Source organism: Streptomyces changanensis (assembly GCF_024600715.1).
In the GTDB taxonomy this organism is placed as follows: Bacteria; Actinomycetota; Actinomycetes; order Streptomycetales; family Streptomycetaceae; genus Streptomyces; species Streptomyces changanensis.
The window spans coordinates 3,012,750-3,030,382 of record NZ_CP102332.1 but is presented as its reverse complement, the minus strand read 5'-3'; the positions used below and the strand labels follow the sequence as shown (position 1 = coordinate 3,030,382).

Sequence of the window (17,633 nt, the reverse complement as noted above, 5' to 3'; positions counted from 1 at the left end):
TTCGTCGTCCTACAGGTGCGCGAGCTTCTCCAGGACCGGGGCGGCGGCGCGCAGCCGGGCCCATTCGTCCTCGTCCAGCCCCTCGGCGAGCGACGCCAGCCAGGCGTTCCGCTTGCGGCGGGACTCTTCCAGCATGGCCTCGGCCCGCCCGGTCTGGCTGACGACCTTCTGCCGGCGGTCGTCGGGGTGCGGCTCCAGCCGGACCAGTCCCTTGGCCTCCAGCAGGGCGACGATGCGGGTCATCGACGGCGGCTGCACGTGCTCCTTGCGGGCCAGTTCCCCGGGGGTGGCCGTGCCGCAGCGGGCGAGGGTGCCGAGCACCGACATCTCGGTCGGGCTCAGCGACTCGTCGACACGCTGGTGCTTCAGGCGCCGGGACAGCCGCATGACGGCGGAGCGGAGCGCGTTCACGGCGGCGGCGTCGGCCTCGTTGCCGGGACCGCCGCTGGACAGGTCGGGCATCTCGTTAGGGTAACTCATTACCCTCGCTAAAGACCAGTCGGATTATCTGAGGGGCGTGTCACTCGAAAGAGTGAGAAGCGACCGAAAAGCGACACGCGGGCGACGGGCGTGGCGCGACTCTGTCCGGCATGGGATCGACGGTGCTCAGCCTGCGCGTGGACGGGGAGCTGCTCGACCGTGTCCGGCAGCATGCGGCCAGGAGGGGGATGAGCGTCCAGGACTACGTGGTCCGGACGCTGGTCCGCGAGGACTTCGACGAGCGCTTCAGCGCGGCCGTCGACGAGACGGAGAAGTTCTACGGCGTGCCGTGACCCGCTCCCGTACGGGCGGGCCTGCGTACGTACGGGGCGGCCGGGGCGGCGCCGGCGGATTCCCCGGCGGGCGGGGCGGCGCCGGGCGTGCGTACGGGCGGTGCCGGGCGGGCGCGGTGGCGCGGGGCGGCGCCGGGCGTACGGGCGGGCGCGGTGGCGCGGGGCGTAAGCGTGACACCGAAAGGCCGTCCGGGACGTACGGGCCGCCCCGGCGGGCGGGGTGCGGGCCGGCCCCGGTCGGGCCGGCCCGCACCGGCCGTCAGGTGAGGCCCAGCGCCGGCATGGCGTAGTAGAAGACGAAGACGCCCGACACGGCGTACATCGCGACCGGCACCTCCCGGCCGCGCCCGGCGGCCAGGCGCAGCACGCAGAAGGAGACGAAGCCGATGCCGATGCCGTTCGTGATCGAGTACGTGAACGGCATCATGACCATCGCCAGGAACGCCGGCACCGCGATGGTGAAGTCGCTCCAGTCGATGTCCCGGACGGAGCCGGCCAGGATGAGGAAGCCGACCGCGACCAGCGCGGGCGTCGCCGCCTGTGAGGGGACCATCGTGGCGAGCGGCGTGAGGAAGAGCGCGACCGCGAAGAGGCCGCCCGTGACGACGGAGGCCAGCCCGGTGCGGGCGCCCTCGCCGACGCCCGCCGTCGACTCCACGTAGCAGGTGGTCGCCGAGGACGAGGTGGCGCCGCCCGCGGCGACGGCCAGGCCGTCCACGAGCAGGACCCGGTTGATGCCCGGGAACTCGCCCTTCTCGTCCATCAGCCCGGCCTCGTCGCCGACACCGAGGATCGTGCCCATGGCGTCGAAGAAGCAGGACAGCAGCACGGTGAAGACGAAGAGGCAGCCGGTCAGCAGGCCGACCTTCTCGAAGCCGCCGAAGAGGCTGACCTGCCCCAGGAGCCCGAAGTCGGGCGAGGCCACGGGGTTGCCGGGCCACTCGGGTGTGGTCAGGCCCCAGGACGGCACCTTCGCGACGGCGTGCACCACCATGGCGAGGACCGTCATGGCGACGATGGAGATGAGGATCGCGCCGGGCACCTTGCGGACGAGCAGCGCCAGCGTCAGCAGCGTGCCGACGGCGAAGATCAGGACCGGCCAGCCCCCGAGGTGGCCGTCCGCGCCTAGCTGGAGCGGGACGGTGGTGTGCGCGGCGTCCGGGATGCGGGAGACGAAGCCGGAGTCGACGAGCCCGATCAGCATGATGAACAGCCCGATGCCGATGGCGATGCCCTTGCGCAGGCCCACCGGCACGGCGTTCATCACCCGCTCGCGCAGGCCCGTGGCGACCAGCAGCATCACGACGACGCCGGCGAGGACCACCATGCCCATCGCGTCCGCCCACGCCATGCGGGGCGCGAGCTGCAGGGCGACGACCGTGTTGACGCCGAGGCCGGCGGCGAGGGCGATGGGCACGTTGCCGATGACGCCCATGAGGAGCGTGGAGAGCGCGGCGCTCAGCACCGTCGCCGTGACCAGCTCGCCGCTGTCCAGCTGGTGGCCGTACATGTCCTTGGCGCTGCCGAGGATGATCGGGTTCAGCACGATGATGTAGGCCATCGCGAAGAAGGTCGCGAAGCCGCCGCGGACCTCCCGGGCGAGGGTGGAGCCGCGTTCCGAGACCTTGAAGAAGCGGTCCAGGGCGCTGCCGGTACCGCTCGGTGGCTGCTCGGGCGCGTCCGGGGAGGCGGAGACCGTGGAGGGCATGCGGAACCTCGTGGTGCGGAGGGGGTGGGGGTGACGGTCCGCCGCGAGGCCGGGTCGCTTTCGTGTGTTCGTACGAAGAGAACCGGTCGACGGCAAACCGTTTCAGTATGAACATATGACTCGGTGATCGCTATCTCCGCGCGTAGACGAGGGGGCCGCATACGATGGGCCCATGGCGAAGTGGACCCCCAGGCACGAGGCACCCGAACCCCTTGAGGGGCCCGTGGTCGCCACCATCACCGGCGGCACGATCCTCTGGTTCGTCCTCTTCCTCGTCCAGCTCCCCTTCTACGGCTGGTTCGCCGACCGCGACCTCGACTGGTGGGTCTGGACGTGCCTCGCCGGCGCGGGCCTCGGCCTGCTGGGCATCTGGTACGTCCGCCGGCGCGACGCCGCGATCCGCCGCGCCGGGGCCGACACCCCGACGGAAGCCTGACCCCGGCGCCCGGCGCCCGGCGCCCGGCGGGCCCCCGGCGTCCCGCCCCCGCCCGGCGGCCGGTCCCCGCGCGGGGCGCGTACGACCGCGGGAGGGTTCCCGTCCTCCCGCGGTCGGATTCTCCTCCGCGCCCGGGGGGTGATCGGCGCCCGCGACCCGTACCGTCGGAACCATGACGCAGCGTGCCAGGACCGAGGACGCGACCGAGGGCGGGCCCGGGGACACGACCGTGGGGGCCGGCGGGGAGCCGGACCCGCCGTACCGGCCCGGGGGGCTGACCGCCGCCGAAGTGGCCCGCCGGGTCGAGCGGGGCGAGGTCAACGACGTCCCCGTCCGCTCCTCCCGCTCCACCGTCGACATCGTCCGGGGCAACGTCCTCACCCGCTTCAACGCCCTCATCGGCGTGCTCTGGGTGATCATGTTGGCGGTCGCCCCGATCCAGGACAGCCTCTTCGGGTTCGTCATCGTCGCCAACACCGGCATCGGCATCATCCAGGAGCTGCGGGCCAAGAGGACCCTCGACGGCCTCGCCGTCATCGGGGAGGCCCGGCCGACCGTCCGCCGCGACGGCACCGCCACCGAGGTGCCGACCTCCGGGATCGTGCTCGGCGACCTCATCGAGCTCGGCCCGGGCGACAAGATCCCCGTCGACGGGGTCGTCGCCGAGGCCGACAACCTGGAGGTCGACGAGTCCCTGCTCACCGGCGAGGCCGACCCCGTCCACAAGAAGCCCGGCGACACCGTCATGTCGGGCAGCTTCGTCGTCGCCGGCGGCGGCGCCTTCACCGCCACCAAGGTCGGCCGCGCCGCCTACGCCGCGCAGCTCGCCGAGGAGGCGTCCCGCTTCACCCTCGTCCACTCCGAGCTGCGCTCCGGGATCTCCACCATCCTCAAGTACGTGACGTGGATGATGGTCCCCACCGCCACCGCCCTCGTCATCAGCCAGCTCGTCGTCAAGGACACCGACGTCAAGGGCTCCGTCGCCCGGACCGTCGGCGGCATCGTGCCGATGATCCCCGAGGGGCTGGTGCTGCTCACCTCCGTCGCCTTCGCCATCGGCGTCATCCGCCTCGGCCGCAAGCAGTGCCTCGTCCAGGAGCTCCCGGCGATCGAGGGCCTCGCCCGCGTCGACGTCGTCTGCCTCGACAAGACGGGCACCCTCACCGAGGGCGGCATGGACGTCACCGAGCTCCGCCCGCTCGGCGGCGCCGACGAGGCGTACGTCCGCAAGGTGCTCGGCGCGCTCGGCGAGTCCGACCCCCGCCCCAACGCCTCCCTGCGCGCCATCGTCGAGGCCTACCCGGACAACGACGACTGGCGCTGCACCGAGGCCCTGCCGTTCTCCTCCGCGCGCAAGTACAGCGGCGCCGCCTTCAGCGAGGGCGACGGGCAGACCAGCGCCTGGCTCCTCGGCGCGCCCGACGTGCTGCTCCCCGACGACGACCCCGTCCTCGACGACATCGACGGGCTCAACCGGCAGGGCCTGCGCGTCCTGCTCCTGGCCCGGGTCGGCGGCGACCTCGACGACCCGCACATCGCGGCGAAGGCACAGCCGACCGCGCTCGTCGTCCTCGACCAGCGGCTGCGGCCCGACGCCGCCGACACCCTCGCCTACTTCGCCGAGCAGGACGTCGCCGCCAAGGTGGTCTCCGGCGACAACGCCGTCTCCGTCGGCGCCGTCGCCGCCAAGCTCGGTCTGCCCGGCGCCGGGCAGACCGTGGACGCCCGGCGGCTCCCGCAGGAACGGGAGACCATGGCCGCCGCCCTGGAGGACGGGGTCGTCTTCGGGCGGGTCAGCCCGCAGCAGAAGCGGGACATGGTCGGCGCGCTCCAGTCCCGCGGGCACACCGTCGCCATGACGGGCGACGGCGTCAACGACGTCCTCGCCCTCAAGGACGCCGACATCGGCGTCAGCATGGGCAGCGGCTCCGAGGCCACCCGGGCCGTCGCGCAGATCGTGCTCCTGGACAACAGCTTCGCCACCCTCCCCTCGGTCGTCGCGGAGGGCCGGCGGGTCATCGGCAACATCACGCGCGTCGCGACGCTGTTCCTCACCAAGACCGTCTACTCGGTGCTGCTCGCGGTCCTGGTCGTGATCGCGCAGGTCGAGTACCCCTTCCTGCCGCGCCACCTGACCCTGCTGTCGACGCTCACCATCGGGGTGCCGGCCTTCTTCCTCGCGCTGGCGCCCAACACCGAACGGGCCCGACCGCACTTCGTGCGGCGCGTCATGCGGTACGCCGTGCCGGCCGGCGTGATCGCCGCGGCGGCCACCTTCACCACGTACCTGCTCGCCGGCGCCCACTACAGCGGGCCCGAGGCGCTCGACGCCGAGACCAGCGCCGCGACGCTCACCCTGTTCCTCGTCTCCCTGTGGGTGCTGGCGATCATCGCCCGCCCCTACACCTGGTGGCGGGTCGGACTGGTCGCGGCGATGGGGGCCGGGTTCCTGGTGGTCCTCGTCGTGCCGTGGCTCCAGGACTTCTTCGCCCTGCGGCTCGTCGGCACGACGATGCCGTGGGCCGCCGTCGGCATCGCCGCCGCGGCGGCCGCGCTCCTGGAGGGCGCCTGGCGCTGGGTCGACCGCAAGGTCCCGGCGTAGGGCGCGGCGCGGCGGGCGGAGCGGTACGGGCGCGCCACGCCGGGCGGAGCGGTACGGGGCCGGGCGGTACGCAGCCGGGCGGAGCGGTACGCGGGCGGCGCGGGGCCGGGCGCGGTACGGGGCCGGGCGGTACCGGGGCGGGGCCGGGCGGTACCGGGGCGGCGCCCGTGCCGCCCCCCCCGTACCGCCCGGTGGCGGTCAGTCGAACCAGCGGTCCCGCGCCAGCTCCTCCGTGCGCGACGGGTCCTCCAGCAGCGCCGCCACCTCGAACCGGCGCGGCCACTGCCCCGCCGCCCACGCCAGGCCGGCCGCCACGCCCTCCAGCGTGGCCGCGTGCAGCGTGCCGTCCGGGGTGAGCCGCCAGTCCAGCTCGGTCCCGCCGGCCACCAGCTCCTCGTGCTCCACGTACACCTCCGGCGTGCCGGGCCCCAGCAGGGTGAGGACCGAGGGCGGGACGGCGTGCTCCGCCCCGTCCGTGGTGACCTCCGCCCGTACCGTCTCGCTCAGCCGCCGCACCTGAAGCAGCTCCGCCAGGTCCGCGGCCCGCGCCGGGGCCACCGGCAGCAGCGGCACCCCGGACGTCAGCGGCAGCAGGTCGGGGGCGTCGGCCACCACCGCGTCCGCCGCGTCCACCACGCGCACCTCGCCGTCCACGACCACGCGCAGCTCGTCCGGGAGCGTCACCTGCTCCGGGTCCAGCTCCGCCAGCGCCGTGTACAGGGCGTGCAGCTGGGCGCCCGTCACCTCCCGCGCCGGGTCGGCGAGCCGCCCCAGCAGCTCCGCCGCGCCGCCCGGCTCGTCGAGCAGCGCCGCCACCGACGTGCGCACGCCCAGGGCGCGCAGCACCTGCGCGTCGTCGAAGCCGGTCGTGTCGACCGACTCGTACAGGCCCGCCAGCAGCGGGTCGGCGCCCGCCGCGCGCAGTCCGGCGGGGCGGCGGCCGTCGAGGACCGGGTGGTCGCGCAGCCACCAGGCGGTGTACGGGCGGACGGTCTGCGTCGTGCCGTCCGGCAACAGGACCCGCACCGGCTGGGTCAACGCGTCCCGCAGCGGCGGCCGGGAGAGCAGGGCGAGCGCGCGCGGCCAGGCGTCGTCGTCGACCATGTCCAGGTCGCGCACGGCCACCAGCTCCGTGGCGACCGGCGGCACGGGGGCCTCGGGGAGCCGGTCCAGGACGTCCTCGCACCACACGTCGACCGCGTCGAGGAGGCCGGCGTCGTCCGGTTCGGGGTAGTCCGCGTCGCGCGGCTCCAGCTCGTCCGGGTCCAGGACCACGTCCGTGGCCCGGACGAGTGCGAAGTCGGCCAGCACCCCGCAGGCCGCGAGCGGTTGCTCGCCCCAGCGCTCCGCCAGCTCCTCGTCGCACAGGGCCAGTTCACCCGGGCGCATCACCGAGGCGAAGGGGCTGCCCGGCAGGACCAGCTCGCCGGCCGGAGCGGGCTCCCCGTCCTCGTCGGGCAGGGCCAGCGCGCCGAGCCACGGCTCGTCACCCGGTTCGAGACCGGCGTCGCGGACCAGCGCGAGGACCGTCTCCGCCAGCTCCCCGGCGTCCGGGGCGTCGTCGTCCCACGTCTCGTCCGCGTCGAGGGACGCCGCGACCGCCGCCCGCACCTGCGGGGTGGTGAGGACCGCGCGCGGGGTCGCCGGCAGGGCGCCCAGCTTCTCCAGCAGCGGGTGCGCGGCGTCCGGGTGCGCCACCTTCAGGCCCAGCCGGGCCAGGTCCGCGGGCGTGTCCGCCAGCGGCAGGAGGACCTGGCGGGGGCCGATCGTGGTCCGGCCGTCGGCGAGCGGCACCGGCAGCCCGCTGAGGCGGTCGGGGTCGACGCCGGCGAGCGAGTCGTACAGCCGGTACCACCACTCCGGGTCCCGTTCGGCGCCCGCCAGCCGGTCGACGGCGTCGCCCAGCGACAGCCGGGCCACGCCCAGCGCGCGCAGCTCGGCGCGCCGCTCCAGGCCCGCCGGGAGCAGCGTCGGCAGCACCTCCGCCAGGACGCGGACGGTCTCGGCGCCCGCGCCCTCGACGACCTCCGCCTCGAACGGGCGCAGCGCGGTCAGCTCCTCGGAGGGCGCCGCGGGGGCCAGGAAGGGGACGCGGGGGAGGAGGCCGAGGATCGCGCCGCGGACGGCCCCGTCGAGGACGCCCTTGCCGAGCGGGCCGGGCACCAGGTCGAGGGTGCCGGTGGACACCGGGCGCCAGTCGGCGAGCAGTTCGACGTACGCGTCGGCCGCCCGCGCCACGACGAAGTCGCTCAGGGGGCCGGGGGCGGGGTGGCGGCGCGTGGAGTCCAGCGGGAACGACGCGATGAGCAGCGCGGGCAGCGTCAGCGGCTCGTCGGTCGGCGTCGGCGCGTGCACGACGGGCGTGGTGTCCGGGCGGGCGGGGGCGCCCTCCGCGTCGACGGGGACGGCCCAGGTGACCGACCAGTGCGGACGCAGGCGCTCCTCGACGGGGCGGTCCTTCAGCAGCTCGGGCGGGAGGGGGCCGGTACGCGTGACGGTCCGCCAACGGGCCGTGCCGCGGGCGGAGTCGTCGACGACCGTGTACGCGGCGTCCTGCCCGCGCGTGAGGGTACGGGTGCCCGACGGGGTCTCCACGACGATCTCGGCGAGGCCCGGGAGGGTGAGGAGCAGGGCGTCGCCGACACCCGAGAGCAGCCGCTCCACGAGGTCGACGGCGGCGGCGTCGCGCAACGGCAGGACGACGACCGTGTCGTACCCGGCGGGCGGGGCGCCCTCGGCGGGCAGCGGCAGCCGCAGCAGTGGCACGTGGCCGTCGCGGCGGCGCAGCTCGTCGCCGAGGCCGGGGCTGGCCTGGGCGGCGCGGGCGGCCAGGTCGCGGGCTTCGGCGAGGGACCAGCGGACCCCGCCGTGCCGGCCGATGACGGCCGGTTCGTCGCTCACCGCGAGGACCGCGGCGAAGCCGACGCCGAACCGGCCGACCGCGCCCTCGTGGCCCTCGCGCTTGGCGGAGGCGCGGAGCGTGGAGAGCGACTCGACGCCCGTCGCGTCGAGCGGGGCGCCGGTGTTGGCGGCGGCGAGCAGGGCCGGGCCGTCGGCGTCCGCCGGGTGCAGGGTGAGCCGGAGCCGGCCGGGGACGCCGGCGCGGGCGGCCGCGTCGGCGGCGTTCTGCGCCAACTCCACGACCAGCCGGTCGCGGTAGCCGCCGAGGCTCAGCTCCTCCTCGGCGTTGGCGTCCTCCCGGAACCGCGCGGGTCCGGCCCCCCACGCGTCGAGCACCCCGCGCCGCAGCCGCGCGGTCCCGAACGGGTCGGTTCCCTCGCCCGCCGCCGTCGCCCTCACGCTCACGATGTGCTCCGCTCTCCTCGACGTACGAACCGGTCTCCGGCCGAAGGTACCGCGCGTCCGTCCGCGCCCCTGAACGGCCTGGTGGAGGCGGTGTGCGGGGGTCTCGAAGATCTTCGAAAAAAACTTCTGAAGTCACCTGCAACCCCCGTGGGGGCCGCACGTCTATCCAAGTGAGGGCAGCGATACGGCCGATGGGACCGGGGGGACCGGGACGACAGCCGAGCGACGCCGATCACACCGAGAACATGCGCTCCCTGGGGGAACTCCGTCATGCAGAAGCACCTTTCGTCCCGCTTTGCCCTGCGCTCCGTCGTCTCCGCCGCCGCCGTACTGCTGACCGTCGTCACCCCGGTCGCCGTCGCCGTCCCGGCGGCCGCCCGGCCGGCCGCCGCCACCGCGGCCTCCTCGGCGCAGGCCCTGGAGGTCGGCCGGGTCTCCAAGGCGGACGCCCCGTTCGTCGTCGGCGAGAGGAACGACTTCTTCGCCGAGCTCGCCAACCGCTCCGCCGAGACGGTCGCGAACGGCACGGGCCGCGTCACGGTCGCCTACGGCAAGCACGTCGACGCCGCCCTGCAGGCCGTGCCCGCCGATGGCTCGAAGGTCTCCGTCCGCTTCCGCGTCGACGGCTCCTGGCAGTCGGTGTCCCTCTCGCCGGGGGCCGGCGGCGCCCTCCAGGGCAGCTTCCCGGTGGGCGAGGTCAAGCCGGGCGCCACGGTCCGCGTCCAGTTCCAGGTCACCTTCGACCGGTCCGTTCCGGAGACCGTCACCATGGGCGAGGTGTCCGTCGCCGGGTCCGCGGACGGCACGGGCGCGCGGACGGTCGGCTTCGGCATCCCCCGCCACGTCACCGCCCACGAGCCGGAGGTCACCTTCGGCGGGCTGAGCGGCCGCCCCGTCCTGGACACCGGAGGCAAGGGCGTCCCGTTCACCGCCAAGGTCACCAACAACACCGGCCGCGCCCAGAACCCGCTGGACTTCTTCTTCGTCGACGGCAAGGGCGTCGACCTCGACCCCGCGCACATCACGCTGGAGCGCCGCACCGCGGCGGGCGCCTGGGTGCCGGTCGCCCTCGGCGAGCAGGACCAGGTCGTCACGGGCAACCTCGACCAGGGCCCCCTCGAGAACGGCCGGTCCCGCACCTACGAGCTGCGCCTCGGGGCGAGCAAGTACTACCCGGGCAACGTCAAGCAGGGCACGTTCACGCTCATCTCGGGCAACGGCTCCGCCTCCTTCACGTACGGCGTGGAGCACGGCACCCCGCAGACCGGCGACCCGGACGTCAACCGCGAGCTCGGCATCACCGTCAAGGGCGCCGACGGCGTCACCCGGATCGAGAAGGGCGCTGCCAAGGAGTTCACCGCCACCGTCACCAACAAGGGCGACATCTCCCAGCGCATGCACGTCCTGATGGAGATCACCGACCAGGACGTCAAGCGCCGCATGGCCACCGGCGAGGTGCGCGTCGAGCAGTACGCGGTCACCCCGAAGGCGTGGCACGCCACCGAGCTGCGCGCCTCGGACGAGGGCGGCCACCTGATGGCCCGGATCATCCCGACGCAGCCGAAGCTCGCCCCCGGCGAGAGCCTCACCTACCGCCTCCGGATCGTCGCCACGCCCCGGATGAAGGCCGCGTCCTTCTTCGTCGACCTGGAGGCCCGCACGGCGCTCTCCTCGACCCGTAAGCGCCTGCCGTTCACCCTCACCGGGTCCGCCGCGGGCTCGGGCACCGGTTCGGGTACGGGTACGGGCACGGGTGCGCAGGCCGGTGGCACCGCGTCGCCGTCCGCCGCTCCCGGCAAGGGCGCGGGCGCGGTGACCGGCACGGCCGCCCGGACGGGCACGGGCACCACGCCGACCACCGCCGACACCACAGGAGAGATGGCCAAGACGGGCAGCACCGACAGCACCCCGCTGCTGGTCGGCGCCACCGGCCTGCTGATCGCGGGCGGCGCGGCCTCCCTGTTCATCGCCCGCCGCCGGGCCGTCTGACCCCCACCCTTCCAGTGATCATGTCGAGTAGCCTGCGGGGGCTGAAGGTCGCGGGGGTGGGGATCACCGGACGCTGCGGCACGAATCCTGTGTGGCTCCGGAGGACCCGACACCATGAACACGGCCTTAGTCGCCCCTGTGCCGCCCCTCGCCGCCCTCTGGGGACGGTTGTTCCGCTCCCTGTCCCCGGGCCCGGGCGTCGACGACGCGTCGGCGAAGCCCTCACGGCCCCGTTTCCGGCTGCTGGGCGGCGGCCGGGAGCGGCCCGGCCCGGCCACGGGCCCGACCGGCTCGGCCGGGCCGGCGGAGGACCCGGCCCGGCCCACGGTCACCGAGCTCTACCACGCGCACCGGCTGTCCCTGGTGCGGCTGGCGATCCTCCTGGTCGACGACCAGTCGTCCGCCGAGGACGTGGTCCAGGACGCGTTCGTGGCGCTGTACAAGCGGCACGGCGAGCGGCTGGACGACGTGGACAACGCACTGGGCTACCTGCGGACCTCGGTCGTCAACACGGCCCGTTCCATGCTGCGCCGCCGCAAGACGGCTCGCGCGTACGTGCCGCCCCACGAGGCGGACGCGGCGTCGGCCGAGGACCACGCCCTGATCAGCGACGAACACCGCCGGGTGCTCGCCGCGCTCCAGGGCCTCACCTCGCGGCAGCGGGAGGTCCTGGTCCTGCGTTACTGGTCGGACCTGAGCGAGGCACAGATCGCCGAGACGCTCGGCCTGTCGCGCGGGGCGGTGAAGTCCACCGCCAGCCGGGCCCTGGACGCGTTGGAGCGGGCCCTGAAGGCCCAGGACCACGACTGACCGTGCCCGAGGAGAGGAGGACCCCCCGATGAACGCCCCACGCGACCACGATCCGCGTGACCGGGACCCGCGTGACCGGGACCGGCGCACCACCGACGGGCCCGTCCCGGACCGGCACGCACCCGGCCGGCAGGCCACGGACCCGCCCGCCGGGGACCTGCCGGACGCCGGCCCGCTGGAAGGCGACCGGCACGCCACCGGCCCGTACACGACCGGCCCCTACGACCCGCCGGCCGCGTCCGGCCGGCCAGGCGCGCCCGGCCCGTCCGGCGGGGCCGGCCGCACCGAGTCCCCCGGCGGGCCGGGCTCCCCCGGCTCCTCCGGGACCCCCGGGTCCCCTGACTCCTCCGGCCGCTCCTGGCCCTCCGGCCGGACCGGGCTCTCCGGCGGGACCGGGTCCTCCGGCGGGACCGGGTGCTCCGGCGGGACCGGGTCCTCCGGCGGGACCGGGTGCTCCGGCCCCCCGGAATCTCCCGACGCCTCCGGCGGGACCGGCCGCTCCGGCGCGTCGGCGCCGTCCGGTGGGAGCGGCCGCGCCGGGCTCTCCCGGGCGCCCGGCGGTACCGGGCACGCCGGCGATCCGGAGGAGGCGGACGGCCGCCCCGGGCTCACCGAGACCGAGGACCTGCTCGTCCGCGCCCTCGCGGCCCGGGCCGGGCAGCTCACCCCGCACTCGTTGAGGCCCGCCAGCCCGCCCACCGTGAACTGGGCGGCCCGCGGCCGGGGCCCGCTCGTCCTGGCGCTCGCGGCCTCGGTGGCGGCCGCGGCCCTGGTCGGAGGCGCCGCCGTGTCGCTGCTCCGGACCCCCGACCGGACGGACGTCGGTGACACCCCGCCCTCGCGGGTGACGGCCCCGCCGTCGCTCGGCCCCTCGCCCAGTGGCAGCCCGAGCACCCGGGCGAGCGACCCCGGCACCCCCGACGGCTCCCAGCGCCCGTCCACCGGGGCCACGGCACCGTCCAGCCCCGCCGGGGCAGCGGCGCCACCCCTGCCCGAAGGGGAGACGACACCCCCCTCCCGGACGGTCACGCTCGTCTACGGGGCGATGGCGAAGAGCACCACCCTGCGCACCGGTGGCGACGGGACGGTGTTCGTCGCGACCGTCGCCAACACGCTGGGAGAGCCCGCGGAGAACGCCTCCGACATCCTCACCGTCCAGGTCGCCGAGGGGACCGGCACGCTCGAACCGGGCGACGTGAAGGTGTCACTGCTCGACGGCGGGACCTGGCAGGCCGTCGGCTCGACGGGCCCCTCCGGCGTCGAGGCCCGCCTCACCGGCCCCGACGGCAAGACGCTCGCCGAGGACCAGGAGCGGGCTCACGAGGTGCGCATCGCGCTCGGGGAGGACTTCCCGAAGGGCGTCACCCGGCTGCGGATCACCGTGTTCAGTGACGGGGGGTCGGAGATGCTCGAACTCAGAGACTGACACCGGCCGCCGACGAGGTGCCCGCGCGACGAGTCGGGCGCGGGCGCGGACGCCGAGGCAGGCCCCGCCGTGGCATGCGGTCCGCCAGGGGCGGGAGGGGCGGGAGGGGCGGGCGCGGCGGAGCCGAGCGGCACCCGGCTGCCGGGCCCGCGCCCCCAGGACGCCCACCGGTGCCGCGGTACCGCGTGACATGCCCACATGGCGCGGCAGCCGGGCGGGCCGCCGAACCCGCGGCCGACTGGGCGCCGAACCACTTACGGTCGGGCGGGCGCCGAACCATCCGGGGTCGGGCGGGGCGCCGAACCACTCACGGCCGGGTGGGCGCCGAGCCATCCCCGGTCGGGCGGGCGCACCGGACCGGGCGGACCACGGCGGGCGCGGGACACCGCGGAGCGCACCGGGGCGGGCGCAGTGCTGCGGGGCTCAGCACGGGGGCCGTCCTGCCGCCGGGCGGTCAGGAGTGGCCCAGGTCCTCCGACTCCGAGTCGGGAGCGTCCGGGACAGACCCGCCCTCGGGAGACGGCCGCAGCGAGAACGCGTCCGCCCCCATCGAGTCCAGCACCGGCGGCGCCGGACGCGGCGGCTTCGGCATGACGGCCGCCTCGGAGTGCCCACCGCAGCCGTACTCCAGGGACACGACGCGCCCGTCCGCCGGGGAGAACTCGTTCGCGCACACTCCGAAGGCCTGGCCGAGGGACCCGCCGATCGGCGTGAGGAAGCCGCAGGAGATGCACGAGGCGGGCGCCGCCTGGGCCATCGGGGTCTTCGCCCCGTACGCCTCCTCCCAGCGGTCCGCGGCCGTGTGGAGCCCGTAGCGCGACAGCACCCGCGCCCGGCGCAGGCCCAGCTCCTCGGCGATCGCGGCGATGGTGCCGCGCGACGGCGTGCGGGAGACGAACTCGGCGTCCTCGGTGTCGGCCCGCTCCGACATCTCCTCCGACACGGCGGCGTTCGGCGGCGGGGCGTCGTCACCGGAGTAGCCCGGCTCCAGGCGCAGGTCGTCCGCCTCGGTCGGCAGCAGGTCGCCGGGGCCCATGTCACCGGGGCGCAGCCGCTCGCTCCACGGCACCCACTCCGGGGCGAGGAGCGCGTCGGGGCCCGGCAGCAGCACCGTCTCGTCGAGCGTGACGTTCTTCGCGCGCGACGCGCGGGTCACCGTCACCGCCCAGCGCCAGCCCCGGTAGCCGGGTTCGGCGCACTCGAAGAGGTGGGTGACGACCCGGTCGCCGTCGGCCACCGCCTCCACGTACCGGCCGACGACGCCGGGCGCCGCAGCCTCTTCGGCCGCCTCCCGGGCGAGGTCCACCGCCTCGGCGCACAGGCGGTCCAGGGCGGGGGCACGCCGGGCACGGCTTCGCGTCGTCGCAGCACTCACAGGTTCGCTTCTCTCCTACGCCGTCTCACAGGTGCGCCGGGCGCGACTGCACGGGCGGCGGACGGAGCGGACCCGAGGACCGCATCGACGTTCGCGCCCGACGTGCTCGGGCCCACCTCACTTCACCCATTCTGCGGGATGCCGAAGAGGCGCGCGGCCGAGAACTTTCCGCCGGTGGCGCGCTACGCACGCTACCCCCTCCGCAGCCCGCCGCCCACACGGCCGCCCCAAGTAACCCGCCACGAACGGGTCAGGTGGGGCACTATGGCGACGTGGCAACCGCTCGGTGGTCCCCGGAACCGTCGCGGCGCGCCGGCCGGGGCGGGCGTGCCGGACGGCTCCGCGCGGTGGGCCGCCGGACGGGTGCGGCGGGCCGCAGGTTCGGCCGCCGGGTGGGGCGCGCGGCCCACTGGCCCTTCACCTCCACCGCCCGCGGCATCCGCCGGGCCACCCACGCGCACGGCGCGGGCGAGTCCGGCCTCGGAAAGCTGATCGAGCTGCACGCCGTGAACGGCGCGGGTGACGTGATGATCACCGTGGCGCTCGCCTCGACCGTCTTCTTCGCCGTGCCGACCGACGAGGCGCGCGGCCGGGTCGCGCTGTACCTGGCGATCACGCTGGCGCCGTTCGCGCTCCTCGCGCCCGTCATCGGTCCGCTCCTGGACCGCGTCCCGCACGGCCGCCGTGCCGCCATGGCGGGCTCCATGCTCGCCCGGGTGCTCCTGGCGCTCACCCTGTCGACGGCGGTCGCCACGGGCGACCTGGAGCTGTACCCGGCGGCGCTCGGCGTCCTCGTGGCGTCCAAGGCGTACGGCGTGGTCCGCTCGGCCGTGGTGCCGCGGCTGCTGCCGCCCCGCTTCTCGCTGGTGAAGGCGAACTCCCGGGTCACCCTCGCGGGGCTCCTGGCCACGGGCGCGGCCGCGCCCGTGGGGGTGCTGCTGCACCGGGTCGGGCCGGAGTGGCCGCTGTACGGGGCGTGCGTGCTGTTCGGCGCGGGGGCGTTCCTCGCGTTCACCCTGCCGCACAAGGTGGACTCGGCGAAGGGCGAGCGCAAGGCGCACATGCTCACCCACGGAGAGCGCAAGCCGGGGCTGCGGACGGTCGGCCCGGCCGTGCTGCACGCCCTTCAGGCCAACGCGGCGCTGCGTGGCCTGTCCGGGTTCCTGATCTTCTTCCTGGCGTTCCTGCTGCGGGTCCACCCCTTGGGCGGGCAGAGCGCCGCCGTCTCGCTCGCGGTCGTCGGCGTGGCCGCCGGCACGGGCAACGCCTGCGGTACGGCGGTCGGCGCCTGGCTGCGGGACCGCGCTCCCGAGGTGATCATCGCCACGATGCTGGGACTGGTGCTCACCGCCACCGTGGTCGCCGCGATCTTCTTCAGCGGGATCCTCGTGGCCCTGCTCGGCGCGGCCGCGGGGTTCGCGCAGGCCCTGTCGAAGCTGTCCCTCGACGCGCTGATCCAGCGGGACGTGCCGGAGTCGGTGCGCACCTCCGCCTTCGCCCGCTCCGAGACGCTCCTGCAGATGGCGTGGGTCGTGGGCGGCGCGGTGGGGATCGCCCTGCCGCTGAACGGGCCGCTCGGCATGGGTGTCGCGTCGGCCATCCTCGCCACGGGGGTCGTCGTGGCGGGCCGGGGGCTCCTCGCGTCGGCCCGGCGCGACGACCGGGCGCCACGCCGACCGCGCGTCGCGTGAGCCCCCCATGCGCCCTCGGCGGCCAGGCCCGATAGCCTTCGCCCCATGACCGTTGCGTTCTTCTCCGGAAAGGCCCGCCGGGCCGGCGTCGCTCTGGGTGCCGTCTCCGCCGGCCTGCTCGTCCTCTCCGCCTGCGGCTGGACCAAGCCGACGCCGATCGCGACCGTGACGGTCGGATCCGACTCGTACAACACCGAGGCCGCCGACGACTGCTACGACGAGGGCGGCCTGAAGGAGTCCCGCGTCCAGGAGTGCCTCAGCGCCAAGGGCGGCAAGGCCGTGGACGTGTCCGTGGACGACCGGGTCCGCTTCGGCGTCGACCCGGAGATCGCGGAGAACGGCTGGACGCTGTTCCTCGACGGGCAGCGCGCCGAGCAGGAGCCGTACACGAAGTCGTACCGGTCGATCGGTGCGAGCGCGTTCTTCTCCGCCGGCCAGATGGGCGGCGCGGCCCCCGACAGCGTCCGCGTCTCGATCCTGGAGACCGACGCCAAGTCGAAGAAGGCCATCGGCGTCTACCGCTTCGTGCTCAAGAAGGTGTGACCCTGCGCGTCCTGGTCGTGACCGCCGTGGCGGCGGAGGCGGAGGCCGTCGCGGACGGTCTGACCGGCTGCGCCACCCGGTCCGCCCGGCGGCTGCCGAGCGGCCACACCGTGACGAGCCACGTCCTCACGGCCGGACCGGCCACGCGGGCCCCGGCCACTCGGCCGACCGCGCAGGCCCCGACCGCGGCGCAGGCACTGACCGGGCGGGCCCCGGCCGTACCGGCCCCGACCGCGGCGCAGGCCGCCGGGCCCGGCGCGGGCGACGACCCGTCGGCCGACGCGCCCGCGACCGCCGACCCGACAGCGACCGGGGACGCGACCGTCACCGCGCCCGTGACCGCCGGCGGCCCCGCGACCGTCGCCCTGGAGGCGACCGCCACCGTGGACGTGCTCGCCGGCGGGGTGGGGCCCGCGGCGGCGGCCGTGGCCACCGCGACCGCGCTGGCCCGCGCCCCGTACCCGTACGACCTGGTGGTCTCCGCCGGCATCGGCGGCGGCTTCGCGCCGCACGCCCCGCTCGGGGCGCTCGTCGTCGCGGACGCCGTCGTCGCCGCCGACCTGGGCGCCGACACCCCGGACGGCTACCTGACGGTGGAGAAGCTGGGCTTCGGCCGCTCCGTCCACACCCCGCCGCCCGCGCTCACCGCGCGCGTCGCGGACGCCCTGCGCGCCACCGGCGGGCCCTGTCTGACGGCCCCCGTCCTCACCGTCTCCACCGTGACCGGCACCGCCGCCCGCGCCGCCGGGCTGGCCGCCCGCCACCCGCGGGCCGGCGCGGAGGCCATGGAGGGCTTCGGCGTGGCGGAGGCGGCCGCCGCGTACGGGGTGCCCGTCGTCGAGATCCGCGCCGTCTCCAACACCGTCGGCCCCCGTGACCGGGCGGCCTGGCGCATCGGGGCGGCCCTGGACGCGCTGCGCGGCGCGTTCGGGTCGCTGAGCAGCACCGTCTTCAGGGAGGAGTGAGGGCCAGTG

Annotated in this window: 13 protein-coding genes; 9 read left to right on the top strand and 4 right to left on the bottom strand. The window is 75.6% G+C overall.

All coding sequences use genetic code 11. The annotated features are described in order from the left end of the window. Positions 1-9 precede the first annotated feature (9 nt). Complete coding sequence (locus tag NRO40_RS13345; RefSeq protein WP_058943234.1) at positions 10-462, bottom strand: MarR family winged helix-turn-helix transcriptional regulator; 453 nt, start codon at positions 460-462, stop codon at positions 10-12. Between the two features lie 128 nt (positions 463-590). On the opposite strand from NRO40_RS13345, the gene NRO40_RS13340 reads away from it, so the two are divergent. Further along, complete coding sequence (locus NRO40_RS13340) at positions 591-773, top strand: hypothetical protein (RefSeq protein ID WP_058943233.1); 183 nt, start codon at positions 591-593, stop codon at positions 771-773. Between the two features lie 259 nt (positions 774-1,032). Here the strand turns inward: NRO40_RS13340 and NRO40_RS13335 are convergent, their stop codons facing one another. Continuing rightward, entirely contained in the window at positions 1,033-2,481 is a 1,449-nt protein-coding gene (locus NRO40_RS13335) for an NCS2 family permease (RefSeq protein WP_058943232.1), read from the bottom strand. Positions 2,482-2,653: 172 nt separating this feature from the next. On the opposite strand from NRO40_RS13335, the gene NRO40_RS13330 reads away from it, so the two are divergent. Continuing rightward, positions 2,654-2,917 carry a DUF2530 domain-containing protein gene (locus NRO40_RS13330; RefSeq protein ID WP_058943231.1) on the top strand — a complete coding sequence of 88 codons (264 nt, stop codon included), beginning with the start codon at positions 2,654-2,656 and terminating at the stop codon, positions 2,915-2,917. A 172-nt stretch (positions 2,918-3,089) separates the two neighbouring features. Next, complete coding sequence (locus tag NRO40_RS13325) at positions 3,090-5,519, top strand: HAD-IC family P-type ATPase (protein WP_058943230.1); 2,430 nt, start codon at positions 3,090-3,092, stop codon at positions 5,517-5,519. Positions 5,520-5,717: 198 nt separating this feature from the next. On the opposite strand, the gene NRO40_RS13320 is transcribed toward NRO40_RS13325, so the two are convergent. Then, positions 5,718-8,825, bottom strand: a complete 3,108-nt coding sequence (locus NRO40_RS13320; protein ID WP_058943229.1) for a sacsin N-terminal ATP-binding-like domain-containing protein — start codon at positions 8,823-8,825, stop codon at positions 5,718-5,720. Positions 8,826-9,095: 270 nt separating this feature from the next. Here NRO40_RS13320 and NRO40_RS13315 point away from each other — a divergent pair, with 270 nt between their 5' ends. From NRO40_RS13315 to NRO40_RS13305, 3 genes are all read left to right on the top strand, one after another. Further along, positions 9,096-10,814, top strand: a complete 1,719-nt coding sequence (locus tag NRO40_RS13315) for a hypothetical protein (protein WP_058943228.1) — start codon at positions 9,096-9,098, stop codon at positions 10,812-10,814. A 114-nt stretch (positions 10,815-10,928) separates the two neighbouring features. Beyond that, positions 10,929-11,624, top strand: coding sequence for an RNA polymerase sigma factor (locus NRO40_RS13310; protein WP_107115139.1), 696 nt, complete (start codon positions 10,929-10,931; stop codon positions 11,622-11,624). Between the two features lie 28 nt (positions 11,625-11,652). Beyond that, positions 11,653-13,050: a hypothetical protein gene (locus NRO40_RS13305; protein ID WP_058943227.1), complete on the top strand. Its 1,398-nt coding sequence runs from the start codon at positions 11,653-11,655 to the stop codon at positions 13,048-13,050. Positions 13,051-13,504: 454 nt separating this feature from the next. On the opposite strand, the gene NRO40_RS13300 is transcribed toward NRO40_RS13305, so the two are convergent. Then, entirely contained in the window at positions 13,505-14,425 is a 921-nt protein-coding gene (locus NRO40_RS13300; protein ID WP_058943226.1) for a DUF3027 domain-containing protein, read from the bottom strand. 347 nt (positions 14,426-14,772) lie between these two features. On the opposite strand from NRO40_RS13300, the gene NRO40_RS13295 reads away from it, so the two are divergent. The 3 genes from NRO40_RS13295 (at position 14,773) to NRO40_RS13285 (ending at position 17,624) form a co-directional block, all read left to right on the top strand. Continuing rightward, positions 14,773-16,116 (top strand): MFS transporter, encoded by a 1,344-nt coding sequence (locus NRO40_RS13295; RefSeq protein ID WP_058943225.1) that lies wholly within the window; start codon positions 14,773-14,775, stop codon positions 16,114-16,116. A gap of 45 nt (positions 16,117-16,161) precedes the next feature. Next, positions 16,162-16,659 (top strand): hypothetical protein, encoded by a 498-nt coding sequence (locus NRO40_RS13290; RefSeq protein WP_058943224.1) that lies wholly within the window; start codon positions 16,162-16,164, stop codon positions 16,657-16,659. A 335-nt stretch (positions 16,660-16,994) separates the two neighbouring features. Continuing rightward, complete coding sequence (locus NRO40_RS13285) at positions 16,995-17,624, top strand: futalosine hydrolase (protein WP_058943252.1); 630 nt, start codon at positions 16,995-16,997, stop codon at positions 17,622-17,624. Positions 17,625-17,633 lie beyond the last annotated feature (9 nt).

Coding starts and splice junctions, on each gene's coding strand:
- NRO40_RS13335 (WP_058943232.1), bottom strand. CDS start 2,481: ATGCCCTCCACGGTCTCCGCCTCCCCGGACGCGCCCGAGCAGCCACCG.
- NRO40_RS13340 (WP_058943233.1), top strand. CDS start 591: ATGGGATCGACGGTGCTCAGCCTGCGCGTGGACGGGGAGCTGCTCGAC.
- NRO40_RS13325 (WP_058943230.1), top strand. CDS start 3,090: ATGACGCAGCGTGCCAGGACCGAGGACGCGACCGAGGGCGGGCCCGGG.
- NRO40_RS13330 (WP_058943231.1), top strand. CDS start 2,654: ATGGCGAAGTGGACCCCCAGGCACGAGGCACCCGAACCCCTTGAGGGG.
- NRO40_RS13345 (WP_058943234.1), bottom strand. CDS start 462: ATGCCCGACCTGTCCAGCGGCGGTCCCGGCAACGAGGCCGACGCCGCC.
- NRO40_RS13305 (WP_058943227.1), top strand. CDS start 11,653: ATGAACGCCCCACGCGACCACGATCCGCGTGACCGGGACCCGCGTGAC.
- NRO40_RS13310 (WP_107115139.1), top strand. CDS start 10,929: ATGAACACGGCCTTAGTCGCCCCTGTGCCGCCCCTCGCCGCCCTCTGG.
- NRO40_RS13290 (WP_058943224.1), top strand. CDS start 16,162: ATGACCGTTGCGTTCTTCTCCGGAAAGGCCCGCCGGGCCGGCGTCGCT.
- NRO40_RS13315 (WP_058943228.1), top strand. CDS start 9,096: ATGCAGAAGCACCTTTCGTCCCGCTTTGCCCTGCGCTCCGTCGTCTCC.